At 49.0% G+C, this 25,804-nt stretch carries 21 protein-coding genes, 1 rRNA gene and 1 pseudogene; 2 read left to right on the top strand and 21 right to left on the bottom strand.

Going from position 1 to position 25,804, the window contains the following annotated elements; genetic code table 11:
* Positions 1 to 46 precede the first annotated feature (46 nt).
* The 7 genes from AC0YNS_RS00115 to AC0YNS_RS00085 all read right to left on the bottom strand — a co-directional run bounded on the left by AC0YNS_RS00115 (position 47) and on the right by AC0YNS_RS00085 (position 8,259).
* Positions 47 to 952: a carbohydrate ABC transporter permease gene (locus tag AC0YNS_RS00115; RefSeq protein ID WP_475779084.1), complete on the bottom strand. Its 906-nt coding sequence runs from the start codon at positions 950 to 952 to the stop codon at positions 47 to 49.
* Between the two features lie 19 nt (positions 953 to 971).
* Entirely contained in the window at positions 972 to 1,850 is an 879-nt protein-coding gene (locus AC0YNS_RS00110) for an ABC transporter permease (protein WP_475780064.1), read from the bottom strand.
* 151 nt (positions 1,851 to 2,001) lie between these two features.
* Entirely contained in the window at positions 2,002 to 3,576 is a 1,575-nt protein-coding gene (locus AC0YNS_RS00105; protein WP_475779083.1) for a response regulator transcription factor, read from the bottom strand.
* 4 nt (positions 3,577 to 3,580) lie between these two features.
* Positions 3,581 to 5,347, bottom strand: coding sequence for a sensor histidine kinase (locus AC0YNS_RS00100; protein ID WP_475779082.1), 1,767 nt, complete (start codon positions 5,345 to 5,347; stop codon positions 3,581 to 3,583).
* A 136-nt stretch (positions 5,348 to 5,483) separates the two neighbouring features.
* Positions 5,484 to 7,085 (bottom strand): recombinase family protein, encoded by a 1,602-nt coding sequence (locus AC0YNS_RS00095; protein ID WP_475779081.1) that lies wholly within the window; start codon positions 7,083 to 7,085, stop codon positions 5,484 to 5,486.
* Positions 7,086 to 7,158: 73 nt separating this feature from the next.
* On the bottom strand, positions 7,159 to 7,317 hold the full coding sequence (locus tag AC0YNS_RS00090; RefSeq protein ID WP_475779080.1) for a hypothetical protein: 159 nt from the start codon (positions 7,315 to 7,317) through the stop codon (positions 7,159 to 7,161).
* Between the two features lie 63 nt (positions 7,318 to 7,380).
* Positions 7,381 to 8,259 carry a helix-turn-helix domain-containing protein gene (locus tag AC0YNS_RS00085; RefSeq protein ID WP_475779079.1) on the bottom strand — a complete coding sequence of 293 codons (879 nt, stop codon included), beginning with the start codon at positions 8,257 to 8,259 and terminating at the stop codon, positions 7,381 to 7,383.
* A gap of 106 nt (positions 8,260 to 8,365) precedes the next feature.
* Between AC0YNS_RS00085 and AC0YNS_RS00080 the strand changes: the two genes are divergently transcribed.
* A complete protein-coding gene (locus AC0YNS_RS00080; RefSeq protein ID WP_475779078.1) occupies positions 8,366 to 9,901 on the top strand; it encodes a sulfatase family protein in 1,536 nt (511 codons plus the stop codon).
* Between the two features lie 61 nt (positions 9,902 to 9,962).
* Here the strand turns inward: AC0YNS_RS00080 and sigK are convergent, their stop codons facing one another.
* From sigK to AC0YNS_RS00055, 5 genes and pseudogenes are all read right to left on the bottom strand, one after another.
* Positions 9,963 to 10,664 carry an RNA polymerase sporulation sigma factor SigK gene (gene sigK / locus AC0YNS_RS00075; protein ID WP_475779077.1) on the bottom strand — a complete coding sequence of 234 codons (702 nt, stop codon included), beginning with the start codon at positions 10,662 to 10,664 and terminating at the stop codon, positions 9,963 to 9,965.
* Between the two features lie 50 nt (positions 10,665 to 10,714).
* Positions 10,715 to 10,912, bottom strand: a pseudogene (locus tag AC0YNS_RS00070) (RNA polymerase subunit sigma-70); the annotation flags it as partial.
* A gap of 171 nt (positions 10,913 to 11,083) precedes the next feature.
* On the bottom strand, positions 11,084 to 12,190 hold the full coding sequence (locus AC0YNS_RS00065; RefSeq protein WP_475779076.1) for a Gfo/Idh/MocA family protein: 1,107 nt from the start codon (positions 12,188 to 12,190) through the stop codon (positions 11,084 to 11,086).
* 23 nt (positions 12,191 to 12,213) lie between these two features.
* Positions 12,214 to 13,377, bottom strand: a complete 1,164-nt coding sequence (locus tag AC0YNS_RS00060; protein ID WP_475779075.1) for a UxaA family hydrolase — start codon at positions 13,375 to 13,377, stop codon at positions 12,214 to 12,216.
* On the bottom strand, positions 13,374 to 13,700 hold the full coding sequence (locus AC0YNS_RS00055) for a UxaA family hydrolase (RefSeq protein ID WP_475779074.1): 327 nt from the start codon (positions 13,698 to 13,700) through the stop codon (positions 13,374 to 13,376). The genes AC0YNS_RS00060 and AC0YNS_RS00055 overlap by 4 nt, the downstream gene beginning before the upstream one ends.
* A gap of 155 nt (positions 13,701 to 13,855) precedes the next feature.
* Here AC0YNS_RS00055 and AC0YNS_RS00050 point away from each other — a divergent pair, with 155 nt between their 5' ends.
* Positions 13,856 to 14,728: a helix-turn-helix domain-containing protein gene (locus AC0YNS_RS00050; protein ID WP_475779073.1), complete on the top strand. Its 873-nt coding sequence runs from the start codon at positions 13,856 to 13,858 to the stop codon at positions 14,726 to 14,728.
* A 64-nt stretch (positions 14,729 to 14,792) separates the two neighbouring features.
* On the opposite strand, the gene AC0YNS_RS00045 is transcribed toward AC0YNS_RS00050, so the two are convergent.
* The 9 genes from AC0YNS_RS00045 to AC0YNS_RS00005 all read right to left on the bottom strand — a co-directional run.
* The gene (locus tag AC0YNS_RS00045; RefSeq protein ID WP_475779072.1) at positions 14,793 to 15,779 is read right to left on the bottom strand and encodes a Gfo/Idh/MocA family protein; all 987 of its coding nucleotides are present in this window, start codon (positions 15,777 to 15,779) and stop codon (positions 14,793 to 14,795) included.
* Positions 15,780 to 15,855: 76 nt separating this feature from the next.
* Positions 15,856 to 16,812, bottom strand: coding sequence for a 3'-5' exoribonuclease YhaM family protein (locus tag AC0YNS_RS00040; protein WP_475779071.1), 957 nt, complete (start codon positions 16,810 to 16,812; stop codon positions 15,856 to 15,858).
* 118 nt (positions 16,813 to 16,930) lie between these two features.
* Positions 16,931 to 18,538 carry a response regulator gene (locus AC0YNS_RS00035; protein ID WP_475780063.1) on the bottom strand — a complete coding sequence of 536 codons (1,608 nt, stop codon included), beginning with the start codon at positions 18,536 to 18,538 and terminating at the stop codon, positions 16,931 to 16,933.
* Positions 18,539 to 18,545: 7 nt separating this feature from the next.
* Positions 18,546 to 20,312 carry a histidine kinase gene (locus AC0YNS_RS00030; RefSeq protein WP_475779070.1) on the bottom strand — a complete coding sequence of 589 codons (1,767 nt, stop codon included), beginning with the start codon at positions 20,310 to 20,312 and terminating at the stop codon, positions 18,546 to 18,548.
* 45 nt (positions 20,313 to 20,357) lie between these two features.
* The gene (locus tag AC0YNS_RS00025) at positions 20,358 to 21,236 is read right to left on the bottom strand and encodes a carbohydrate ABC transporter permease (protein ID WP_475779069.1); all 879 of its coding nucleotides are present in this window, start codon (positions 21,234 to 21,236) and stop codon (positions 20,358 to 20,360) included.
* A 12-nt stretch (positions 21,237 to 21,248) separates the two neighbouring features.
* Complete coding sequence (locus AC0YNS_RS00020; RefSeq protein ID WP_475779068.1) at positions 21,249 to 22,145, bottom strand: ABC transporter permease; 897 nt, start codon at positions 22,143 to 22,145, stop codon at positions 21,249 to 21,251.
* Between the two features lie 90 nt (positions 22,146 to 22,235).
* The gene (locus AC0YNS_RS00015) at positions 22,236 to 24,047 is read right to left on the bottom strand and encodes a type 2 periplasmic-binding domain-containing protein (RefSeq protein WP_475779067.1); all 1,812 of its coding nucleotides are present in this window, start codon (positions 24,045 to 24,047) and stop codon (positions 22,236 to 22,238) included.
* A gap of 188 nt (positions 24,048 to 24,235) precedes the next feature.
* On the bottom strand, positions 24,236 to 25,483 hold the full coding sequence (locus AC0YNS_RS00010) for an MFS transporter (RefSeq protein ID WP_475779066.1): 1,248 nt from the start codon (positions 25,481 to 25,483) through the stop codon (positions 24,236 to 24,238).
* A gap of 217 nt (positions 25,484 to 25,700) precedes the next feature.
* A 23S ribosomal RNA gene (locus AC0YNS_RS00005) occupies positions 25,701 to 25,804 on the bottom strand; the annotation flags it as partial.

The following is a 25,804-nucleotide window of genomic DNA, read 5'->3' as shown; positions in this document are numbered from 1 at the left end:
CGTATGAATGATTGAAAGCTTTATAATAAACCAGGATTTCCTGTGTTTATCCCTTGACTGCGCCAATCGTGAGACCCTGCACAAAATATTTCTGAATGAACGGGTACGCGAACAATATCGGACCGCATGCCACGACAGTCATCGCCATCTTCAAGCTTTCGCCCGGGATATCGACTGCGATATCTCCGCCGGCTCCCAGCATGGCCGTTCGCATGCCTTCAAGGTTGCCGAGCATTTGATACAGATAATATTGCAGCGGCATTAACTTATCGTCGGAGATGAACAATAACGCGCTATACCAGTCGTTCCAGTGGCCAAGCGCGAGGAATAGACCTACTGTAGCCAGAGCCGGTTTGGATAGAGGAAGAATGAAAGTTGTGAATATTCGGAAATCTCCGGCCCCGTCGATTTTGGCGGATTCCGTAATCGCATCGGGGATACCTGAAAGGAACGATCGCATGACGATGATATAGAAGACATTCACGAGCGACGGCAGGATCAATGCAGCGAGCGTGTTCTTCATGTCCAGATAATTCACGATTAACAAGTACCAGGGGACGAGCCCTCCGCTGAACAGCGTCGTGAAGAAGAAGTAAAACGCGAAATAGTTGCGCCACTTGAAATCCTTGCGGCAGAGCACATAAGCAGTCATCGCGGTCAAGAACAAACCTAGAGCCGTACCGATAATGGTTACAATAAGCGTAACGCCGTAAGCCCTGATGATGTCATCCGGAAATTCGAAGATGATGCGATAGGCTTCCAGGGAGAACACTTTCGGAATCAATGTATACCCATTCATGCGAATGGAGTCTTCGTCAGATAAAGATGATGAAAGCACGAGCACGAATGGCAGAATGCAAATCAGTGCCAGGATCGTCAATGATCCGAATGCGATGATGGCAAGAAGGAGCCGATCCTTCTGACTGCCCCGACTTACGATTGTCTCTTTCATAAGGCAAGTTCCTCTCGATTTAGAATAAAGCACGATCCTTGTCATATTTGCGCACGGCATAATTCACCGCTAAGATCGTGATAAATCCAAGCACCGATTGGTATACGCCTGCTGCCGAAGACATGCCGAAGTCATTCGTATTGATGAGCATACGGAAGACAAATGTGTCGATGACGTCCGTTGCAGAGAATAACATGCCATTATTCCCGACCATGTTGTAGAACATCCCAAAGTCGCCGCGGAATATATTCCCTACTGCGAGCAGCATGAGAATGATGAAAGTCGGAAGCAAGTTCGGTACCGTCACTTTCATAATCCGCTGGAACACGTTAGCTCCATCGATTTCTGCCGCTTCGTACATCTCCGTATCTATGCTTGTAATCGCAGCCAAGTACATGACCGTTCCATAACCAAGCACTTTCCATGTATGGAAGAATAACAAGATATACGACCAATATACCGGCGTATTGTAGATATCGATCCGTTCCAATCCAAGTGAAGTCAGCACGCTGTTTATCGTTCCGAAATCGTAACTGAACAAATTGTAAGCAATGGAACCGACGACGACCCACGAAATGAAATAGGGCAGGAAAAGCGCCGATTGAATGATTTTCCGGAACCATTTACCTCCGACCTCAAACAACAGGATGGCTGCCGTCATCTGCAGTACATTACCGATTGCCATAAAGCCAATGTTGTATAAGGCCGTATTCCTGGTTACTCGCCAAGCATCTCCGGATTCGAAGAAAAATTTGAAGTTATCGAACCCGACCCACGGACTTCCGAACACACCGCCCGTGTAATTCAGCTGTTTAAACGCGATCATGATTCCCGCCATCGGCACGTACGAGAATAACAGAAACAACAGTACTGTCGGTGCTATCATGAACAGCAACATCCTGTATTTCACAAGGTCGCGCCAGAAGGTAGTTCTTCTTTCTGCCACTATGCTCTGCTCCTTTCTTATGTCTGGCTCCATTATAAGAAATTCGCAGGATTCGACATAAGCAAGCCGTGCAACTAAAACTAATACAAATCTACGATCGTGACTAAACTTTTATCATTTTCCGATATTCGCCCGGCGTCATGCCGAAGGCTTGTTTGAACATGCGGTTGAAATAGATGACGTTCTTGTACCCGACCCGCTCTGCGATTTCATACACCTTCAGCTTCGGATCGCCTAACATCATGCGAGCTTGCTTGATTCGGGTATCGTTCAGGTAGTCGCTAAATGCCATTCCGGTCTCCGCTTTAAAGAGAAAGCCAAGATAGTTCGGCGTAAAATGAAAGTGTGCGGCAACCTCCTTGAGCGTGACCTTGCTGACCAGATGCTCCTCCATGTAGCGGATAATATCCGCGATCAGCTTGCGATCTTGCTTCCGACGTTTCGTAACCAACAGCTCGGACAGCTCGAAGAACCGCCTTCTCAACCACGATACGAGATCGTTCATCGTCTCGAATTCGAATAATTCATTCGGTTGGTTGGCATCCCAGTTTAGCAGCTCGTACAAACTCTCATTGAGCAGCTGCAAATCGCTGTGCAGCTTGGACGTTATGCGTACGATGAGGTCATACGCCTCGCTCTTGCGAAGCTGCCCATGGTCCTGCCAGAATAGAGCAAGCAGGCAATCATCGATCTTCACCAGATCGTAGTCTAGAATGGCTTGCAGCATCTCGTCCACAAGCTTGACCACGCTTGCGCCGGCCGGCTTGCCCGGCGACATGGACGATGCATTGCGGATGACGCGATTTCTGCCCATGATCCACTTAATGCTTAATGCCGCCTCGGCTTGTCGATATGAATCATGGAGTTCTTCCTCGCCAAATGCACGGTCTCCGGTGCCGATCGTAATCGTAAACGGGAATTCCGCTTGGAACGCTTGAATCAATCGTTCAAGCGCGAGATCGTTATTCCCCTCATTTGGCGTAAGCAGCACGAACCGGTTATCGAATCCGGTTATGAATTCACCGAGCTCCTCTTCCTGAACGAAGGATCTCAGGAATGCCTCCACGTTCTGCCACAGTTCCCGCCGCTGTTCAATCGTCAGATCCTTTGCATTGCGGTCAAATTCATCCGATTCGATTAATGCGGTAGAAACCCCTTTGGCCAGATAAGGGGCAAGATAATCCGCTATCCGCCGCTCGGCCGTTCCGGGAGACACCGCTCGAAACCAGCGAAGAAGCAATTCCCGTTGTACGTAAGGGAGCGCCTCCATCACGGTGGAACGTTTGCGCCGCTCTTCCCACAGCTTCTCGCATAAACCGGACAAGGTTGCCACCAGATCCCCATCATCCACGGGCTTGATTAAATAGGCATAAGCTGTGAGCTTAATCGCTTCCTTCGCATAGTGGAAATCTTCGTGGCCGCTGATGATTACAATGCTGACATCAGGCTGGAGCTCCTTTGCTTGTCGCGCAAATTCGAGTCCGGACATAATGGGCATCTGGATATCCGTCAAGATGATGTCTACTTTCTCCTGCTTTAATATCGCTAACGCGGCGAATCCGCTCTTTGCCGTTCTTACCGTACTTAAACCTGCAATTCCGCTATTGATGACTCTGACTTGCAGCCATTCCAAATCAATCGCTTCGTCGTCTACAAGCAGTATCGTAATCTCCATCATCGTTCTACTCCTTCTCCCAAGGCGGTTTGCCATCGTCTATCGATTCCTGACCTTCCATCTGCATGGGAAGCAGAATCCGTACCGTGGTACCGCCGCCATACACGCTCGCGATTTGCACGCCATATTCGGGGCCGTACCTGAGTTTAATTCGTTCTTCCACATTCTTATAGCCGTACGAATTCGACTGCGCAGTACTTCGAAGCACTTGATCGATCGTCTCGCGCCGCATGCCGATGCCCGTGTCGATAATTTTCAGTTCCAGGTTGTTGTTGTCCACGAGCTTAGCGGTTAGACGGATGTCGATCGTCTCGCCGTACCAGGCATGTTTAAAGACATTCTCGACAAAAGGCTGGTAGAGCAGTTTGATAATCTCGGCATGACGGACTTCGGGATCCACGTCCACATAGACATGAACCGAATCGGCATACTTGACTTTCTGGATGTCCAAATAAGCCATGATCTGTTCCAATTCTTTATATAGCGGTATGAGCACCTGCCCATTGTTAAGCGTCAATCGATAAAACCGCGACAGCTGCTTTACGGTCTCCGTGACCTGTTTCGTCTTGCCGAGATTGCTCAAGCTGCTAATCGTAGACAAGGTGTTGTATAAGAAATGAGGATTGATCTGCGCTTGCAGCGCCTCAAGCTCCGCCTGCTTCCTCTGGATGCCCTGCATGTATACGTCCTGAATCAAGCTCTGAATGCTTGTAGCCATGGTATTAAAGGAATGCGCGATCAGCACAAACTCGTCGTTGCCGCCCATAACGAGCCTTCGTTCCAGATTGCCATCTTGGAAGGATCGAACATGGGAGACGATTCGCTTCATTCGTTTGCCTGATAATGCAGCCACGACGAGACCGATTGCACCCATGACGACGAAACTTATAGCACAAATTAAACCGATCGTGACCTGAAGTCGTTTAGCATCTTTGTTCAAATAATGATGAGGCACTTGAATTTCGATAATGAATGGCGATTCATCCAGTTCCTCGCGCAAATTCAGAAACCCTTCGTCATTTTCCTCCTCCGTACCGATTGGGTCTCGCGAATACATCACTTTATTGCTGTTCCGATCCAGAATACGGATGCCTATTCCCAGTTCTTCCGGATATTTCGTTAGATTGCTCAAGAGATCATCGAAATTAACCGTAATCCGAATGTAAGCAATGACGGTTTGATAATCGACGAACGAGACCAGCTTTCGCAAATGGGATACGTTTCCGAGCTCATGATCCGTGTCGGCCTGGATCCAGATGTTCGTATCTTTCTCTTCTCTCAGTTGTTGGAACCACGGTCGGCTTTCGAGAAGGGAGTAGGGCATTACGAAGTATTCGCTGCTCTTGAAGGCACCAAGATTATCGTAGGAGTTCCCTGCATCACCGATATCCGGATTAACGGCATATAACGTCAACCGCAGCGGACTCCCATACAGATCCAGCGGAGCTCTCAACTGCGGGAAAATATCGTCGATCATGGTGTAGTAGATTTCCAGCCGGTCGCCGTGCTTCTGCAGCGCCTTCTGAAACGCCAAATTGCCAAATAACTGATCGGATATACGCTGGATTTCGGTCATCCGATAATCCACGTTATTCCTCGTTTGTTCTAGTGCCGCCTGAATTCCGGTTTCGGTCACCTCCGTGCGAGACTTTACAAGCATGCTGTAAGACACGTAACCGATTACAAGGTCTGTGACGAGAACGAGCAGCAAATAGGGGATCATCATTTTGTAAGTGAAGGGCAAATAATGGCGGATTCGAAAAAGACGAGTCATGTAGGGGTCACCTATTTCACATGTAGTAGTAGTAGATCGATTTGTCCAAAAAAAACGAGGACGCCTTATCCAGGCATCCCCGTTATAGTAGCAGTGCTCATTTCGAAGTGCAACTCTTGTCCTGTGCATGCCGGTCCTATTGGATTGGCGTTTTTGGGGACAGGAGTGTGTCTAAGTGACCGATAGCCGTAATATGAATAGCCGTATCCTCAACGCTAATCATCAATTCATCAACCAGTAAGTGGAGCATATGTCTCTTCACTTCAAACGCTAAGTGTTCCCCTTTGCTCCCAATAAACGCATTTATTTGATCTAAGACCAATCGGTTCTCTAGTGTTAATGATGCTTCCTGCTTCAATAATCGCATTTGCTCTTGGCATGACGCATATCGTTGCTGTAATTCAGCCATCTCAGCCTTTAACGATCGGAACTCCGACTCCATCTCCTCTTCATCGATGAGATCCTTTGTAAACATAATTTTGATTTTATCCGCTTGTTTCTGCTTGGTAGAATGCAGCTTCTGCAGGGAATCTGACATCATAACGAACTCGTCCATCACGGACTCTTTGTTTTGATTTAACCGTTTCTTATACTCCGCCGGATCGGCAACCACTTCCATCACTAAACCCCAGACATATTCATCAAGCAGCTCAGCTCGTATGGATGGAGCGGGGCAAAGCTTTACCGATGTGCCAAACCTCCTTGGATTTCTGTTCGGACACCGGTAACATTTGTATTTCTCCTTAGTCCCCGTAGACTTATTGACTCGTCCTGAATATGTGGTTCCCTCCCATTTACGGCCACAATGTCCACATCTTAACAACGAACGAAGTAAAAACTCGTGCTTCTGGTTGCCTGCATTTCTGGTGTTCTTCACGCGCTGCTCTTGCGCCAACAGAAATAAACGGTCATCCATGATGGCCGGCACCTCGACAAGGATCCAGTCACTTTCGTCGCGATAAGAATAGGTCTTCTTAGGTGCTCCCTTTGTTGTTCGTTCCCCTTTGACTTTCTGCGTACATCTGCGATTGTAATAATACTTCCCGACATAAATTTCACTTCTCAATATTCGGTGTATGGAACTGGCATTCCATGTTTTGCTTTCTGCCCTTTTCGGTTCTGCTCCCATTTCGACTAATCGATTTCCAATCGCCCTCATCGTCAGATTGTCATGGATATACCATTGATAAATGAGCTTCACAAACCTTGCTTCGCTCTCATTTATCACTAAACTGCTTCCGATCCGATCATACCCATAGGGCGGGACTCGCATCGGCATGATCTTTTTATCCTTCTCGACTGCCTTTAGCCGTCCGCGAACAGTTCTCTTCTTAATCAGGGATAACTCATACTGCGCAATAACACTGATCAGGTTAAAAAAGAGCTGCCCTTCCGGAGTGTTCTTATATTCAGTGTCCACGAACGTCAATTGCACATGCTTGGCCTCGAACTCACGGCAAATGAACAACTTGTCGGTTAGATCGCGCGACAGTCTGTCCGGATGCGTAATGATGATTTGTGAAATCAGCCCTGCCCCAATATCTTGTCTAAGCAGGTTCATAGCCGGACGATCGATATCCTCGCCGCTAACCCCCTCTTCCTTATACACTTTAATAGCTGCAGCTGCTACATTGAGCTCATTAGCTTTCTTGATACAAAGCTCCACTTGGCCGTCTAAACTCGTTCCCTCCATCGCTTGCATGCCAGTCGACACCCGCACGTAAACAGCGGTATACATCTGATTGACCTCCTTTCTTGCAGAGGCTCCTTCGCCGGTATCATGCCTACTAGAATAAACCGACTGAAGAACTTCAGCAGGTTTGGATGATGAACTGCTTGAGAATGTAGTCAATGACGCGCCACTTGGCTTCAATCGCAGCTGTATTGACGCTCGATGATTCAGTACTCCTCTTATTTGCTTCAGTGTTGGCCATGGATACATAGGTGAACACATAGGCTGTCTTCTCCATCTAACCACCTCAATACTGATGTATTCGAAAAGCGGCTTGACTTAGTCCGATTCAATAAAAACCCTATATTCCTTTCCTTACGGCTTCCCTATAGGACGTCGGCGACAAGCAAAGACGATTCTTAAATGTTCTGGTAAATGCGTATAAGGACGAATACCCCGTCGTATAAGCGATTTCGGTAATGGAGGCATCCGTCTCTGCGAGGAGCCGCTTGGCTGCATCCATACGTACTTGCGTAATGAAATCGCTCGGCGGCATTCCCGCCTTCTTCGCGAAAGCGACCGAGTAATAGGTGCGGTTCAGCCCCGCCGCCCTTGCCGCTTGTTCGACGGTAATGCCTTCCGAGGCGTGCTGCCGGATATAGGAAATGCTTTGCTCAACCCAATCCGCAGGCTCCCTTGCAGCTAATTTCGGTATTGTCCGGCATAGTGCCGCAAAGAGACGATAAAGCAAACTTTGCATGTCAAGCGAGCGCACAAAGGCGTTTTCCTTCTCGGCTTCACGCATCAAACTAAGAAGATCATGAAGCGCCAGCCCCGCTTCCTGAGTCCATTTGCCATGCAGGAAAGGGTACTCGCTCTTGATCCCGGTCAGTGCTATCATTTCTGCAGCTCGCGGACCGTCAATCACGATCCAACTCATCTTCGGCGGCGCTTCGCCTTCGATCGAATAATAAGCATAAGTACGCATAGGGAATAAGCAAAAGACATCGCCCTCCGATAACGTCACGTGGTGTCCGGCATCCCAATCTACACGAAGCAAGCCTTCCTTCACGATGTGCAAGCTATAGCTTTCGATTCGCTTGGGTCCAACGTAGTATCCAGGCTTCGTCTCCGTAATCCCGCCGCGTACCGGCCAGATGGAACATTGCTTGTCCAGTTCATTCAAAGCGTAATAGATAAACGCAGCCGATTCATTGACGCCTGTTACCAGAGTATCCATTCTGCTCCGCCTTCCGACCTGACAATTTGATAAAGCAAACCATACACGACGCTATTTTACAACTTCTTGCTTTGCAATACAATTTATTAACGGAGGTGTATCATTCATGACGAAACCAAACATTTTGTTAATTACAAGCGATCAACAGCATTGGGACACGCTGGGTTATTTCAATAGCGAATTAAGAACACCTAATCTAGATCGGCTTGTTCGTTCAGGCACAACGTTTACCAGAGCCTACTGCCCGAATCCGACTTGTACGCCAAGCCGGGCATCCATTATTACGGGGCAATACCCTAGCCAGCACGGCGCATGGACGCTTGGAACGAAGCTATTGGAAGACCGTCACTGTGTAGGAGAGGACTTCAGCGCTGCCGGCTATCGTACAGCCCTTGTTGGCAAAGCTCATTTTCAGCCTCTCTCGTCAACGGATCAATACCCTTCGGTGGAGGCTTACCCGATTTTGCAGGATTTGGATAAATGGAAAAGCTTCCATGGACCTTTCTATGGCTTCGAGCATGTTGAGCTCACGCGCAACCATACAAACGAAGCACATGTCGGTCAGCACTATGCCTTATGGTTAGAGGAGAAAGGCTGCACCAATTGGCGTGACTACTTCCTTCCCCCTACCGGGAATATGGATCCTGCCATCACGTACAAATGGCCCATCCCGGAAGAATACCATTACAACACATGGATTGCCGAGCGCACGAATGCGCTTATGGAGCAGTACAAGGAGGAAGACAAGCCATTCTTCCTGTGGTCCAGCTTCTTCGATCCGCATCCGGAATATTTGGCACCGGAGCCATGGGATGCGATGTACGACCCGGACACGCTCACTGTTCCTTCGCTCGTGCCGGGCGAGCATGAGAAGAACCCGCCTCATTTCGGCTTAACCCAAGAACACGCTCCGGACTTCTCGCCTTGGGTTGAAACCGGCAAAGGCATTCACGGCTACCGCTCGCATCATTATTACGAATACGGAGAGCGGAAGAAGCTGACCGAACACGACAAGAAGAAGCTTATTGCCGTCTACTATGGCATGATCAGCCTAATGGACAAATATATCGGTACTATACTGGACAAACTGGTCGAGCTCGGAATCGCAGACAACACGATTGTCGTATTTACTACCGATCATGGTCACTTCTTCGGCCAGCATGGCTTACAGGCCAAAGGCGGCTTCCATTACGAGGACTTGATTCGTCTCCCGTTTATTGTGAGTTATCCGGGACATGTTCCCGCAGGGGCAACATCCGATGCCATACAGTCGCTCGTTGACCTGGCGCCAACGTTCCTGTCGCTAAGCGGTATTCCGATTCCGTCTGCGATGACAGGCGTAGACCAAAGCCTGGTATGGAGAGGAGCTGCTTCTTCCGCCAGAGATCATGCGATTTGCGAATTCCGTCATGAGCCCACGACGATTCATCAGAAAACTTACGTGGATAAGCGTTACAAAATCACCGTTTATTACAATCAAACCTATGGTGAAATCTTCGATTTGCAGGAAGATCCGAAGGAACTGAATAACTTATGGGACGATCCCGAATATGCAGCGTTGAAATCCAAGCTGATGCTCAAGTACATTTGGGCGGAGCTAGGTAAAGAAGTGATGCCGATGCCGCGTATATCGGGAGCATAAGCTTTTACCAGCAGAAAGGCGGCAAGGGATTCATTAATCCCTCGCCGCCTTAAACCGACTATTATCGCTTCGCCTTATAAAATTCATGATACAGCTTCATCAAAGCTCGTTTCTCGATACGAGATACGTACGACCTGGATATTCCCAAATCCTTAGCAATTTCCCTTTGCGTTCTTTCCTCCCCGCCGGTTTCCAAGCCGAACCTCGCGACAACGACTTCCCGTTCCCGAGCATCCAGTATATCGAGATTTCGATAGATCTTTGATTTCTCAATGCTCAGCTGCACCTTCTCTAGCACTTCGTCTTGCTCCGTTCCCAAAATATCGATTAACGAGATTTCGTTGCCTTCTTTATCCGTGCCGATCGGATCATTCAGCGAGATATCTTTGCTGGATTTCTTCTTGGAACGGAAATGCATGAGAATTTCATTCTCGATGCATCGCGCAGCGAATGTAGCCAGCTTCGTGCCCTTATCCGGCGAATAGGATTCAATCGCTTTAATCAGCCCGATCGTGCCGATGGATATTAAATCCTCGGTATCTTCCTTCGAGTTGTCGAACTTCTTCACGACATGAGCGACTAATCGCAAGTTGTGCTCAATCAGGAGGTTCCGGGATTTTTGGTCGCCGTTTGCCATCAGCTGAATATGCCTCGCTTCTTCCTCCTCCTGCAACGGCTGCGGAAAAGCATTATTTTTCACATAGGAAACAAGCAGCGATAACTGTTTAATGAACAACGCAATAGCAGCAAACAATCCAGACATTCCTATCCCTCCCGTATGGTAGTGACGTTGGGTTATGTTCACAACGTGTTGACGATATGGGCAACCAAACGAAGGTTATGCTCAATGAGCAGATTGCGCGAAACTTGATTTCCCTCCGCCATGAGCTGAAGGTGCTTAAGCTCATCTTCTTCATGCAGCGGCTGAGGAAATGCGTTGTTCTTGACGTAAGAAACAAGGAGCGACAGCTGTTTGATAAACAATGCGATCGCCGCAAACAATCCGGGCATCGAAAAGCCACCTCCATACAATTTCGCCTCTAACAGGAAGACAACGAAGCCGTTCTCCTATTACCGACAGTGAAGACTGTTCTACAGTGTATGTAGGCGGCGGCCTATACGTGCCTGTACGGCCACAACAAAAAGAGCCTTGTCATCGCACATGACAAGACTCTTCCCAACTTATACGTTATCCGCGATCTCTTGAAGCGTCACAGGACGGTTCTCTTTCATGGACAAATACGCCCCGAACACCATTTGCATCGTCTTCAAATTATCCGCTACGCTGTTCTCTGGCTCGCGCTCTTCTTCCACGGCACGCATTAGCTCGCCCATCGTCCCCATGAAGGCATGCGGGAACCATTTGCCATGCAGCTTCGGCGTGAACCAGTAATCCTCATGGATCGCTTTCGTATAGAAGCTGAGTGTGTCTTCACGACCAATCGGATAGTTGTAAAGCGATCCGTTCGTCCCTTTGATAATCCCCTCCGTGCCTTCGAAGCGATACGTCGCATACCAGTCATCTTCATCAGCGATATGGTTATGATTATCATGAATGATGCCGCGAGCTTCTCCCGGAAACTTGATGTGCAGCAGCGTGCGCGTCTCCCCGATCGTGCGCTGTCCCGGGAAACGTGCTCCATCGGCGTACACATACTCCGGCGTACCGAACAAGAAACGAATCGCATCCATGTAGTGAATGCTGTGGTACATGAATTCCAGCGTCGGCATTTCACGCAGCCAGCCCCAGTTGGCAAAGTCCTGCTTCACATTCACTTGAATCGAAGCCTGCAGCAGCTCCCCGAGCCATCCGCGCTGAATGATCGTATGGCTCGCGCGAATGCTTGGCGACCAGCGCATCTGCTGGTTGACGGCACCTTTGACTCCATAACGCTCGCATGCTTGTTGAATTCGCACAGCCTCAGGGTAGGATTCTGCCAATGGTTTCTGGCAAAGGATATGTTTACCTGCCGCTGCTGCCCGCTCCGCAATCTCCGGTTGAATCTTCGCAGGGATTGCGAGATCCGCTATTCGAACTTCCGGGTCTGCAAGCAGCTCATCGAGTTCCTTATAGACTTTCGGAATGCCGAATTTAGCTGCAAGCTTCTCTGCCCGCTCCGTATTCACGTCATATATGCCGACAACGCGTAGACCGCCCATTTGATAGGCCGGCAGGTGGCAGGCATCCACAATTTCACCTGCACCGATAATGCCGATGCCCATTTCCTTATTGGCAGGCAGGGCCGGGCGATACTCTAGATCCAGCCAATTCTCTTTTATCGCACTCACGCCTTACGCACCTCCGATCCATTCTACAAGCTTGGTCCGATCCGGTTAATACTGAACTCCTGATGACCCAGTACTTCCGCTTTCGTCCATTTGCCTTCCGCAACCTCAACGATTTCCTGCCAGATCCGCTCGCCCGCTTGTTCTAGGCTGGCCGTTCCGTCCAGCATATCGCTGACGTCAATATCCATATTATCTTCCATCCGCTGGAACATCATTTTGTTACCGGTAATCTTAATGACCGGTACGACTGCAGCGCCTGTCGGCGTGCCGCGACCTGTTGTGAAACAGACGATATGAACACCGCCGGCGGCCATACCCGATACGCATTCAATATCATTACCCGGCGAATCCATAAAATAAAGCCCGTTCTCAGGGATATACTCCGCATATTCTATGATACCTTTAATTGGCGCTTTGCCGCATTTGCTAATGCAACCCAGCGACTTCTCCTCGATCGTAGACAATCCGCCGGCAATGTTGCCCGGGCTCGGGTTACCGCCGCGCATGTCTGCGCCCATCCGTTCAACCTCTTTATCAAAGCGGCTAACGATATAGTAGAGTCGGTCAGAGAGCTCCTCCGTTACGCAGCGCTCAGCCAGCAAATGCTCAGCGCCGATAATTTCCGTCGTCTCGCCAATTACGATAGAACCGCCTTCAGCGATTAGCGAATCCGCAGCCGCACCGAGTGCCGGATTGGATGCAAGTCCGGAAGTGGCGTCAGATCCGCCGCATTTGACTGCTACTTTAAGCTTGCTAAGCGGAACCGGCACCTTCTCTTCTTTCTCCAGCTCAGCCATCATCCGTTTCGCCAATTCCGTACCATATGAAATCGCCTTAACCGAACCGCCGACGGATTGAATGTCGAACACCTCGACAGGCTTGCCTGTTTTGCGAATTTCCTCAGCTAATGCAATCGGGTCTACAACCTCGCATCCTAAGCTGATGATGATAACGGCGCCAACGTTAGGATTCTTGCCTGTACCGGCAAGTACATCGAACGTACGCTCTTTATCTGCGCCGATTTGACTGCATCCGTGCTGATGCGGAATCGCAATGCTGCCTGGTACCATTTGCATAATCCGGCTGCATACCTGATTCGAGCAAATAACGGTCGGGATGATCAGCAGATGATTGCGAATTCCGATATCTCCATTTGGGCGTTCGTACGCCATGAATGTCTTACTCATTGCGCTGCCTCCTTCATCCCCAGGTCCCCGCGGCCGCGGATGCCTTCAATATTGTGTACATGCACATGGCAGCCAAGCGTAATCGGCTTCACAGCCCGTCCGATGACTTCTCCGTATTTGCGAACGTCTTCTCCGGAAGCAATGTCCGAGATCGCCACTTTATGGCCAAAAGGAATATCCTCTGCGAGTGTAATCATTTGCAGCTCGGCTGCATTGCGGTAATGAATCGATTCTCCTGCTTTCATATCGCGAAGCGCTGTTGCTACATGATCGCGCTCGTCCATGTACAATGCGTCTGCGCCTGTTTCAATACGGTGTTCCACGTAAGCTCCGCCTTCCGGTGTTACAGAATGATAGACAATCTTCTTCAGCTTCGATATAGTTCAATTATAGAAACTAAGAAACAGAATATAAATAATCAATATCGCTGAAAATATACCTTTTTTTGCACTATTCACATCCTGGAGGTGACAATCCGTTGAACCCGCTTCGCAAACATTTTGATCCCGACTCCTCGCTGCCAATTGAGCTCGCCCTGCACAGTACGAAGAATCTGCAGTCGGAGCTGCCGGATCATCTTCATGATTGGTATGAGATTATCTATGTTCACAGCGGCGCCGGCTCGTTCTTTATCAATCATACCTTCTATGAGATGCAGGCCGGAGATCTCTATCTGATCCCTGGCAATACGATACATCGTACACTCCCTCATTCGGATGAACCGCTCACGTCATCAGCTATGTTCTTCAGCGGACAATATGTGCAAACGACCGCAATCGGCAAGGATTCGTACTCTTTCTTGCGCAGTTTCGATTTGGCCAAGACGCTACGCAATTACCGCCTTGAGCTGCTCCCGGCTGAACGCATTCGGATCGAATCCATCATCGACGAGATGAACGAGGAGTTCCTTCTGCGAAAGCCCGGTTACCGACAAGCGGTGCTGCTGCTGCTGCAGACCGTACTTCTCCATACGAATCGCAAAATGAACCCCGGTGAGCCTAAGCAGCAACATGGCGGATCACGACCGGTATGGCTGCAATCCGCGCTGAACTACATCGACGCACATCTGGTAGAGAGCTTAAGCTTGTCCGCACTCGCGGCGCGCGCAGCCGTCAGTCCTTCCTATTTCTCCAGAATGTTCAAACAGATGACCGGGCTAAATGTAACGGAATATGTCATCGCCAAACGAATCATGCATGCCAAGGAGCTGCTTGCTGACACCGATTATACGGTAGCTGAAATCGCAACCATGTGCGGCTTCGAGAGCCTGCCGCATTTTTACCGCATGTTCAAGAAAGTGGCGGGCAGCACCCCCGCACATTATAAACGTGTAGATGATCGAAGTCCCTAATTGCGCGCACAAAAAAACTGCAGCCCTATGAGTATCAAACTCATGCGACTGCAGCTTCTTCCTTTTATTTCAGATCAGCTGGATATACCAAACCTTGCTGACGACGTGCCTCATCTAAGATGTTCATAACGGCTATGGAATTCGCATGCGAATTCAGCTTGGATTCCCGTTCTCCGCTCTGAACCAATTCGATAAAGGCTTCCACCTCATAGCTCATCGTGTGGCGTTCAACCGGTTTGGACACATCTTCCACACGTCCGTCCCGGTAATGGATGCGTATGTGGATCGGCAAATTAATGCTGTCGATCGTCATAGTCGCTTCCTCCCCTTGGATTTCCGCCAGCAGCGAGGAGTTGCTGATTTTGGAATACATAATGGAAGCTTCCATGTCCGGGTACTTCGCAATCAAGCTTCCTTGTCCATCTACGCCTGATTCCAGCAGGTAGCCGCTCGCCCGAATCTGTTCCGGTTGACCGAACAGAACCACAAGCGGATAGATGCAATATACACCCAGGTCCATTAATGCCCCATTGGAGTATTCAGGTTTGAACGCATTCAATACTTGTCCTGCTTTGTAGGCATCGTAGCGCGAAGAATACTGACAGTAGCTTGCAAAATACCGCCGGACCTTCCCAAGCTTCGGCAGATGCTCGATGATCGACGTGAAACCAGGTAGTTGCGTGCTCTTCATCGCTTCCATGAAAACAACGTCATACTGTTTCGCCGCATCAACGATCAGCTGCAGCTCGCGCGTATTCGATGCTGCCGGTTTCTCGCACAGTACATGTTTCCCTTTGCTCATAAACAAGATAGCCAGCTCGGCATGGAGCGATGTTGGCGAGGCGATGTAGACCGCATCCAGCTCGCTGCTTGCCGCCATCTCCGCAGCATCCGTGAATGTGAATGGGATGTTATGCTTGGCTGCGTACGCCTCCGCCCGCTCCTCGGTTCTGGAATAAACTGCGGTTAGGCTGAACCCTTCCACTTCGCTTGCTGCTTCGATCATAGAATCCGTAATCCAATTCGTTCCAATAACGCCAAATCTAATCATAACAATCCTCCGACAAAGGTGATACGTTCTATTGTAGCAAGAAGAATCGGCTGCCGCCATCCTTCGCAAGTAGCTTTTAGAATGTAAGCCGGTAGAAGGCTTTATTCTCCAAGCCACGAATTTGCGGCGTCCATGCCTCATGGCTGCCTGTAGTGTCGAAAGCATCCTCGATCATTTGCAGCTTCGCATCGATTGAATCGATATGATGCAGTGCCAGCGCTTCTGCCAGCTGCGGCTGAACAGGACTTCCCCATTCACCAAGATTATGATGGGAGAGCACAAGGTGCTGCAGAGCCATGATGCGCTCTGAATCCGGATCGATGGCGAGACGCATTGCCGCTTCCGCTACCCACAGCGAGGCTTGCGAGATATGCCCGATCAGCTTGCCCGCATTACTATAGTCTGACACGATGCCAAGCTCAGAAACCATCTCCACCGGCTTCGCGATATCATGCAGAATGATGCCGGCCTTCAGCAGGTCCGCATTCAAGAACGGCCGCTGCATGCAGATGAACTCTCCCAGCTCCAGCATCCGTGAGATATGATACACAAGACCGGCATAGTACGCGTGGTGATGTGATTTGGCCGCAGGCGCATGAAGCAGCTTATCCCCGACTTTGTTCAAGCAATAGTCTACAACGCCGCGAATCTCTGTATCCGCTATGCTGTCTTTGGCCTTATGAATACCTGCAAGCAGCACCTCCGGCTGAACCGGTGCCGATCTTACGAAATCCGTTAACTGAACGCCGTCGGCTTCGGTCGTCTTACGAATGCGAACGATCTTCACCTGCAGCTTCTCCCGGTAGAGCTGAGCCATACCTTGCACCTTTACAAGGGTAAGCGGTACTAGGTTTTCTTTATCCGACGGTGTCGCGTCCCACAGCTTCCCGGCCACATGACCGCTGGCATCCGAAAGCACAATATTCATGAAATCCTTAGGAGGCGTCGTATTGGTTTGTTTCACTTCACTCTCTTTAATGAGATAGAAACCGATAAATTCTTCGCCATCTCGTAAATCTTTGACAATCGTCATGCACATTTCCCTCCACCTATTCGACAACCTGACACCTAGAACTTCGGGAGGGTCATGGCAAAATCCTTTAATAAGCACATTTTTTCCTATGAAATCGATCCTTGTGCCGCAAATCCGATCATAGTACCGCCCGTTCCCGATACTCCTGTGGGGTCATATTGGAATGAGCCTTAAACAGCTTGATAAAATGCGGCACAGCTTGATAACCGAGCGTCTGCGCAATTTCGTAAATTTTCTTATCGCTGCTGCGCAGCATGTAGGTTGCCAGCTCCATCCGATATTTTAGAATATAATCGCTTAGATTTGTACCGGTTTCTGCCCGATAGGCTCGTGACAGGTAGGCCGGATGTAAGCCAATGTGCGCCGCAACCGACTGCAGCGACAGGCTGCCATTCATATTCTGCTCCACATAAAGATGTACCTTATCCATCAGGCTGACCTTCTGCTTATCTGCTTGATCGCCGAACAGCTCTTGAATACTTCGAAAGAGGAAGTAAGCCCACCTCTCCAGCTGCGCTAAGGAAGGAGCGGCAGGCATAAGGCCGAAGGTAGAGCTGCCAAGCTCACTCAGCAGCTTCCCCTTCTTATGCGCCATATACTGATAAGCCCCTGCGATCGTAAAATACGCTTCATTCGCATACTCCGGCGGGTAATGAACACTTCTCAATTCATCGAAAATTTCATTCAGCTTCTTGTCTGCTCCGGCCCAATTCCCGGTATCGAGCAAATGCAGCAGCAGAGGCGGCTTATACAGGGAAGTCATATTCCCGATTGCGGGCGTCTCCGGCCCATCATCCACGCGCAGAAATACACTTTGCAGGCTATCCTTCTCAATTGTCCTCATCCCGTTCACGATCATTCGGTATTGCTTGGGCAATCCCTCCGGAAAGGCTGTCCCTTTCACGGCCACCGCAACGGACAAGCTGTTGTTTAGCAGCGATTCCGCCTTCTTCTTCAGCTTGGCTGCTCGGCAATCGAGTGCAGAGCGGTCCATCCCTGTGAATATGCCGTCTCTGCTCCCGATTGGCGAGGCGATACATACAAGATATTCATTCTGATCCAAGCAGAACCATAGATGGAACGCATCATGAAACACTTCCTCCGCCATATTCATGACCGCATATTCAATGAGTGCTCGATCCATTCGTTTATAGTCCTGCATTCGCCCTTCCAGTCGTACGACGAACATACCGGTATCCTGTTGAGTCGAGAAAGGCAGCTCCAACATGGATAGTTTCCGCTCAAGCTCCGCATCTGCTACGCGTCCCTCGCTTAATAACCGTCCCAGCAGCTCGCTGCGTAAGGTTGGCAGGTTCTCTCTGTAAGCATACACACTGCGCTGCTGCTGATTATGCACCTTCAGCTCGTCCGCAATCTCGTCTACGAGTTTTTCCAGCTTCGAGCGCAGCTGTTCCGGGTTAACCGGCTTCATGAGGTAGCCTGAAGTGTTAAACGGTACGATACTTTGCGCGTATTCGAAATCCGCATACCCCGACAGAACGATCAATTTCACTTTCTGATTCGTTCTTCTAATCTCTTGGATTAATTCAACGCCACTCATCTCCGGCATCCGAATATCCGTAATGACAAGCTGAATGGAATGCTCTCGGAATATCGCGAGCGCCTCTTCGCCTGAGAACGCCTTATGAATACGCACAATACCGAGCTCATCCTTCGGTATCGTTGCCGCGATGCTATCCACCTGAGAAGGGATGTCGTCGACGATCAGTATTTCAAATATGGGAATCGCCTCCCTCTTTGATAATTACGAGCCGTGCACGCAATCCGCCTAAAGCAGAGTGATCGATATGCAAACCCGATAGTGGGCCAAAATAATGCCGCAATCGCTGATGCACATTCCATAATCCGAGACTCTGCAACGCACTGGATTGCTGAAGGGAGCTGCAGAGAGCCGCAATCGCCTCCTGCTTCATGCCGATTCCATTGTCTTCAACCGCAAGCTCGCAGCCGTTCTCGGTCCGATAGCCGGAGATGATAATCCGGCATTCGCCTTTCCTTCCACCCATACCATGCACGATCGCATTCTCGACAAGCGGCTGAAGGAGAAGCCGCGGCAGGAGCAGCTGCATCATGCCTTCTTCAATATGTTCATCGTAGCGAAGCCGTTCCGACTGCATCCGGTGAATTTCCAAGTAATTGCGAAGCAGATCCATCTCTTCCGCGAGGAAGGTCAGCTGCTGCTCCGTCTTCGTCGTATAGCGATAATATTGGCTTAGATGCTGAGTGAAAGCGACAATCGCTTTCGTCCGGTCCAGCTGCGCCATACTTTGGATATAAGCGAAATTATTGTATAAGAAATGCGGATTAATCTGCGCTTGCAGATGTTTCAGCGAGGATTCCTTCGCGCGAAGCTCCTCGATATAAACCTTATCAATTAACGTTTGGATATCGTCTGACATCAAGTTAAACTGCTCGATTAAATAATGGAATTCATTCTGCGGCTCGCGTTCGATGCGATGACCATATTCACCACGGCGCAGCGACTTCACCGCACGAATTAACTCATAGATCGGCCTTTGTACATTCCGATACAGCAGTGCCGCAGCTGCAACACCAAGCACCAGAAGCAGCAGCCCTGCCCCATAGAAAATCCGTTTGCTCTGATCAATCGGCTGCAGCACCTTCTTCATCGGCACAAAATCAACCAAATACCAGCCTAATGCAGCAGATGCCGCATAGTTAACCAGGTATGGCTCATCGTGAAACGTAATCTTGATGGAGCCTTCTTTATTCAGCGCATTCTGTTTCAGGACGGCGAATTGACGAGTCATCTCCCCGATCAACTGCTTATCCGAATCATGCGTTTGAATCGTCTCGAATGACGGATTATATAAGAAAGGCTTGCCGCCGCTGCCCTGCATGAACCGCTCCAGCATGTGGACTAGATTCTCCGTCGAGAAGGTTACTTCCACATATAAATTCGGATTCTCGGGTTTTCCCTGCGGGGTAAAGGGCAATATCAAATGGCGCACGAACGCCTTCTCTTCTCCCCGTTCCGTTTCAATAAGTCGATAATCCCAATAGTCTTGAACCGCATTCTCGAAATAAGCTTCATTGTACTCTTCCATCCAATTGGTCGATACTGCTACACCGGACGGCGGTGAGAAGACAGTCAGTTTATTGGTCCAGGCTAAGGTGGTCGATTGCATATCGAGCTTCTCCTGCAGCAGCTTCTTCGCTTCAAGCCTCGAATAGGTTTGCACGTTTGAGGATCGGAACTGCAACTGAACCACATCCGGTTCTCTGGCGATGACGAATGCCGCCCTCCACAGCCGATCTACCTCCGTATCCATCTGATCGACAAAGAAACGGAGCCGATTCAGGTTAACCTGAAGCAGCTCTCGTTCCACTACGCCTGTGCTTATTTTGTTAGAGGAGTTGTACATCATCACGATCGGTACAAGCAGGAGCACGATGACGATCATAATCTTGGTAAAAATATTAATTCTGCCGCCTACGACACGTCTGAATCGCATCATGCATGGTCACCGTCCGATTCCGTTCCTCTTTGGCCTGAATATCGATTAAGATTTTACAGAACCGAGCACGATCCCTTTGACAAAATACTTCTGCAGGAACGGATACACCATCAGAATCGGCAGTGCGCCGATGAAGATTTGCGCTGCTTTGACCGTTCGGTTCGAGAAGTTGGCAATCGACTCCGTCGATACGCCAATACGGGATAAGTTGTCGCTGACAATCATGGAATGCAGATACGAGGCTAGCGGGTAGCCATCCGGCTTCGACATATAGATAATGCCATCAAACCAAGAGTTCCAGTGCGATACCATCGTGAACAGTGACAATGTAGCGATAGATGGCATGGATACCGGTAAATAAACACTCCATAGTACGCGTAAATGACCTGCACCATCGATATAGGCCGCTTCTTCAAGGTCCTGTGGAATGGTTCGGAAGAAGTTGAGCATGAGGATCATATTCCACACACTTACCGCTCCGGGCAATACGAGCGCCCAGATGCTATCTAGCAGATGAAGCTTGCTGATGACGATATACGAAGGAATGAGGCCTCCTGAGAATAACATCGTGAAGACGAAGATCCACGTGTACACTTGACGCCCGGGGAAGCGAAGGCTTGTTTTCGACAAACTGTAGGACGCCATCGTTATGACAGCCATGGAAATGACCGTACCCAGTATCGTACGCTCTGCGCCGATCCACATCGCCAATAGAAATTTCTCATTGGCCAATGTCTTCGCATAAGCGTCCAATGTAAAGCCGATCGGCCAGAAGTTGACGATATTAGCTGTAGCAGCTGCACGAGAACTGAAGGACACCGCAAAGACGTGGATCAATGGAAGAATACAGAGAATGCCAAGTAAACTCAGCAGAATGTTATTAGAAATCGCAAACGCAGCGTAACCTCGGGAGCGAAATTTCATTACGGGCCTCCTTTAGAAGATTCGGTAGTTGGCTAGCTTGTACGCCAATCTGTAGCTGACAATAATCAAGATGAAGCCGATCACCGACTTGAATAGCCCCACGGCCGTACCAAAGCTGAATTGCCCATTGTTCAAGCCAACGCGATACACAAACGTATCAATAATGTCACCGTGCGAGAATACAAGCGGATTGTAGAGATTTAAGATTTGATCGAATCCCGCATCCAAGATACGCCCAAGGGACAATGTTGCTACTACGATAACGATAGGCAGTATGAGTGGTATGGATATGTAAATGACTTGCTGCCAACGGGTGGCCCCGTCAATCTCTGCCGCTTCATATAAAGCCGGATTGATGCCAACGAGCGTAGCCAGGAAAATTATCGCCGAGAAGCCAAATTCCTTCCACACGTCGCTTACAATGACCGTAAAACGAAACCATTGGCCGTTACCTAGAAAGAATATGCTCTTGCCGCCAAACGCTTCGATCAGCCTATTCACGATCCCGCCATCCGTAGATAGGATATCGATCATGATCCCGCCAAGAATTACCCAAGATAGGAAGTGTGGCAAATAAACAAGTGTCTGTAGAATTCGTTTGAAGTAGGTTTTGGCAACTTCGTTAAGCAGAAGCGCAAAAATAATCGGGATAAACAAATTAATGACTAGTTTAAACGATGCAATTATTAGCGTGTTCCAGATGACCTGCTTACTGTCCGGATATTCAAACAAGGTGCGGAAATGCTCCAGTCCGACCCATGCCGACTTGGTGATGCCAAGCCATGGCTGATAGTCTTCAAAGGCTATGATGACGCCGAATAACGGAATGTAATTAAAAATGATACATAACACTAACGCAGGCAACACCAGTAAATGAAACGGCCATGTCTTCCTCCAATATGACGCCACGCTGCATCCTTCCTTTCCATAGAAAAACGGGGGATCGGCGACAGCTTGCAGCAGCCTCTCCCCCGTTTGTACTCTGTCACTTCATGCTCGTTATTTGATACTATCGGCGTACCATTCATTCACTTCTTCGGTAATCTTCTCGCCGCCATTGTCCAGCCATTGCTTAGCGAACTCATCGAAGAACTCGAGCGGCTTCTCGCCGTAAATAATTTTCAAGTAGCTCTCCGTAGCGAGTTTCTTCAGCAGCTCGCCCTTGGATTTCATCGTAGCTGTCATCGGACCGGTGAAATAGTTTTTACCTTCTTCGATGCCTTGGTTCATCCGGACACCTGCGGCAACGATTTGTTTCTTCGCCATCTGTTTCACGTCGAACTCTCTTGTTGTCAGAGGCTCTGCGTTCGGATCTGCAAGGAATTTCTTGATCGGAGCGTCATTGGAGAACGGAATTGTTGTCGTACCGCCAATGATGCTTGCGATCATGAAACGCATATCCATCCGGCTGCCGTCTTTCAGCGGCCATTTGTCTTCCGGAACGCCTTCGTCCTTGTAGTTGCCTTTGATGATTTTACCGTCCATATTCACATAATCGTAACCTTCGTGATAACCGTCCTTGAAGCGTGGATCGAAGTACGGATCCCCTTCTTGCTCCAGGTTTTTAGCGAAGATTTTGTTGAAGTATGCAAACCATGCTTCGATATCTTTGAAGTCTTTGTTGAACATCGTGAAGCCGCCCGTGATCGATTTCTCAGCGCGGCCAACCGTTCCGTCAGCGCCGGCCGGAAGCTCGAATGGCTCGAAATCTGCTTTTGGATTCAGCTTGGTTACATCGCTAAGCGGCCAGTCGCCCATCCAGAACGGTCCGAACATTACGCCTGCTTTGCCGCTTGCAGCCATCTCGGAAGCTTTCATTGGATCTTTGATCCCAGCTTCTTTATCCATGTAGCCCTTGCTCATCCAATCTCTCATCGTTGTCAGGTACTTCTTCGCATCCGGATTAATCGCACCGTAGCTCAGTTTACCGTCATCGCCTAAGTTCCAGTAGCTTGTCACGTCGTACGTATTGATCATTTGCTTCGTAAATGCGCCGACAATCGCGTCCGTTTGACCCATCCACGTCCATGGACCTTCTTTTAACGGTACTGCCAAGCCGAATGTATCCGCCTTGCCATTGCCGTCCGGATCGTTCTCGGTGAATTGTTTGAGAACGTTTTCAAGTTCAGCGATCGTTTTAGGCGGCTGCAAACCAAGTGTATCCAGCCAATCTTTACGCACCCACATGACCGTTCCTTCATCGCCCATGAAGAAGCTTGGGAGTCCGTAAAGCTTACCGTCACGTTTTACTCCACCCAGTGCATAGTTGTATTTCTCAAGAATCTTCTTATATTCCGGATGCGCATATTTCTCTATCGCTTCATCAAGCGGCATTACCCGACCTGCAGAAATCAGATTCTGAACCGAATCGCCTGGTGCCGAGAATACATCCGGCAGCTTGCCGTTGCTGGAGAGCAGCAGTCGAATTTTCGTATCATAATCTTCCGGTTTCGTTACGATAAAATCGAACTTAATGTCGATCCCCATGTTTTCCTTCATCCAGCGGGTATGAGCGTTGTCTTCCATCGACTCTCCGGGCTTGAAGGCATTCCCCCTGGAAGCGCCATCATCTACAACCGCAGTTGTAATCGTAATCGGAGGATCGAATTTCTGGTTCCAAATATCAGCCGCCGGCTTCTCATCGGTTGCTGCTGCACCATTGTTTGCAGCTTGATTGTTCGTCGCCGTTGCTTTGGTGTTCGATGCTTCTTGATTGCTGTTGTTGTTGTCGGAACAAGCAGCAAGCGTTGGAAGCATGCCAAGGACGAGTGAGAGCGTAACGCCTTTTGCTAGCTTTGCATACCGTTTCATGTCCTACCCCTTTACTTTGTAGTGGTGCTTACAAGGCTAATTATAGAGGCGGCCATTTGATGTTTATATATTCCATTCTTTACTTCATATCGCAAATTGTACATTGACACTGTTCGCGCAAAAACATAAAAAACCATGCTCTGACTCCTCATCAGCAGCACGGTTTTTCCTTTTACTAACAAATATTACTAACCAGAGATGGAGCTGTGAACGGCTGTACGCGAGGTTCTTCTTGCATAAAGGACCATCATAATTACACTAACCAGAAACGCCACGACGATAAAGACTAGCGGAAACTTTGCATTGATCGTATACGTCCATCCGCCAAGTATACCTGCAGGAAACGTGAAAATCAGAATGAGTACACCAAGAATGGAGAAGACTTTCGCTCTGTTATGGTCATCGATCGCATTCTGTATGGAAGACTCCAAATAAGGGCTTGCCAGCAGTCCGCCGATGGCCATCAGAACCGTACTCATAATCGTCGCCGTAATGTTCTCAGGCCCGGTTGTCAACAGCATGACGAACGACACCGCTGAAATCAGAAAACCCACGATCATGTATCGATTGGCGAGGCGCTCCTTAAGTCTTGGTGTAACCACCATCAGGAATAAGATCATAGCAGCAGATGAAATCGCCGGGAAAATCGAGATCACCGAATCATTGATATGCAGGGCATCCACCCAATATACAGACAAGTACGTATTCCGGAGAGTCATTTGAAAATTGAATAGAATGTACACGCCGAAAATAATCATCAGTGCTTTATTCGCTACGATCATCTTCATGACATCTTTGTATTCGGTAATCGTATCCGAAAGGCTGACTGTCGAGCTTTCTTCCATCTTCTTAATGCCTATTGCAGTTTCATGCGTAGTTAAATGACGGACAATCATCATGATAGTCATCCCTACAAAAGCAATCACATACATAATGCGCATTGCCGGCACTAATGTGAATTGACTCACAAACAAGCCGCCAAGCGGCGCGAACAACCCTCCAATAACGCCGATAAACATAAGAATGGTAAACACGATGGAACGATCCTTTGGATCGGTATCTTCCACGAGCAGACAGTACCAAGCGGTAGTCGGCACACGTTGAAAACTGTTCACGACCGCGGCCACCAGGAAGAACCAGAAATTCTGTGAAACTGCCCAGATCAAGGTCGCGACGCTCCAACTAATGACATCATAAACGAGCAGCGCACGCCGCCTGCCCATTTTGTCAGTCAAATGACCGCTGATTAAAGAAGTGAAGATTTGCATCGTCATCCCGATTGATGTAATGAGCCCAATCTGAGTTTCGCTTACCCCCAGTTCAAGCATATAGATCGAGGCGTAGGTCATGTACATGTTAAATGGGATCAGAAACAGCGGCTCATAGAGCAAGCAGTTTCTTGCATTCCCTTGAATCCTTCTCCACACACGCAGCATCCCCTTGATCTATTGTCTGTAAGCGTTCTCCATAACGTCATGTATTCGAAGATCAAGGTACCATATCCTTCATTTTTGCACAACAAAAAACCGACCAGTTGCTTCTGGTCGGTTCATTATGTATGGCGTATTGCGCCTTGAAAACTGGATACGAACCTTTGCGAAGGTCATCATTAGCTGATTGTTGTCCGAAGTTGAACATCCGAGCGAATGTTCGTAGGATAAGCCCTCGACCGATTAGTATTCGTCAGCTGCATGCATTGCTGCACTTCCACCTCGAACCTATCAACCTGGTCGTCTTCCAGGGGTCTTACATACTGG

This window comes from Paenibacillus sp. J22FR21 (assembly GCF_056269135.1).
The sequence above is the reverse complement of the archived record's forward strand: the minus strand, read 5'-3'. Positions and strand labels throughout refer to the sequence as shown.

Excerpts from the sequence above, each read along its gene's own strand:
- AC0YNS_RS00085 (WP_475779079.1), bottom strand. The coding sequence starts at position 8,259 with ATGGATACTCTGGTAACAGGCGTCAATGAATCGGCTGCGTTTATCTAT.
- sigK (WP_475779077.1), bottom strand. The coding sequence starts at position 10,664 with ATGTCTGGATTGTTTGCTGCTATTGCGTTGTTCATTAAACAGTTATCG.
- AC0YNS_RS00115 (WP_475779084.1), bottom strand. The coding sequence starts at position 952 with ATGAAAGAGACAATCGTAAGTCGGGGCAGTCAGAAGGATCGGCTCCTT.
- AC0YNS_RS00090 (WP_475779080.1), bottom strand. The coding sequence starts at position 7,317 with ATGGAGAAGACAGCCTATGTGTTCACCTATGTATCCATGGCCAACACT.
- AC0YNS_RS00040 (WP_475779071.1), bottom strand. The coding sequence starts at position 16,812 with ATGACGATTGTCAAAGATTTACGAGATGGCGAAGAATTTATCGGTTTC.
- AC0YNS_RS00045 (WP_475779072.1), bottom strand. The coding sequence starts at position 15,779 with ATGATTAGATTTGGCGTTATTGGAACGAATTGGATTACGGATTCTATG.
- AC0YNS_RS00095 (WP_475779081.1), bottom strand. The coding sequence starts at position 7,085 with ATGTATACCGCTGTTTACGTGCGGGTGTCGACTGGCATGCAAGCGATG.
- AC0YNS_RS00110 (WP_475780064.1), bottom strand. The coding sequence starts at position 1,850 with ATGTTGCTGTTCATGATAGCACCGACAGTACTGTTGTTTCTGTTATTC.
- AC0YNS_RS00100 (WP_475779082.1), bottom strand. The coding sequence starts at position 5,347 with ATGACTCGTCTTTTTCGAATCCGCCATTATTTGCCCTTCACTTACAAA.
- AC0YNS_RS00060 (WP_475779075.1), bottom strand. The coding sequence starts at position 13,377 with ATGAGTAAGACATTCATGGCGTACGAACGCCCAAATGGAGATATCGGA.
- AC0YNS_RS00010 (WP_475779066.1), bottom strand. The coding sequence starts at position 25,483 with ATGCTGCGTGTGTGGAGAAGGATTCAAGGGAATGCAAGAAACTGCTTG.
- AC0YNS_RS00030 (WP_475779070.1), bottom strand. The coding sequence starts at position 20,312 with ATGATGCGATTCAGACGTGTCGTAGGCGGCAGAATTAATATTTTTACC.
- AC0YNS_RS00080 (WP_475779078.1), top strand. The coding sequence starts at position 8,366 with ATGACGAAACCAAACATTTTGTTAATTACAAGCGATCAACAGCATTGG.
- AC0YNS_RS00025 (WP_475779069.1), bottom strand. The coding sequence starts at position 21,236 with ATGAAATTTCGCTCCCGAGGTTACGCTGCGTTTGCGATTTCTAATAAC.
- AC0YNS_RS00015 (WP_475779067.1), bottom strand. The coding sequence starts at position 24,047 with ATGAAACGGTATGCAAAGCTAGCAAAAGGCGTTACGCTCTCACTCGTC.
- AC0YNS_RS00105 (WP_475779083.1), bottom strand. The coding sequence starts at position 3,576 with ATGATGGAGATTACGATACTGCTTGTAGACGACGAAGCGATTGATTTG.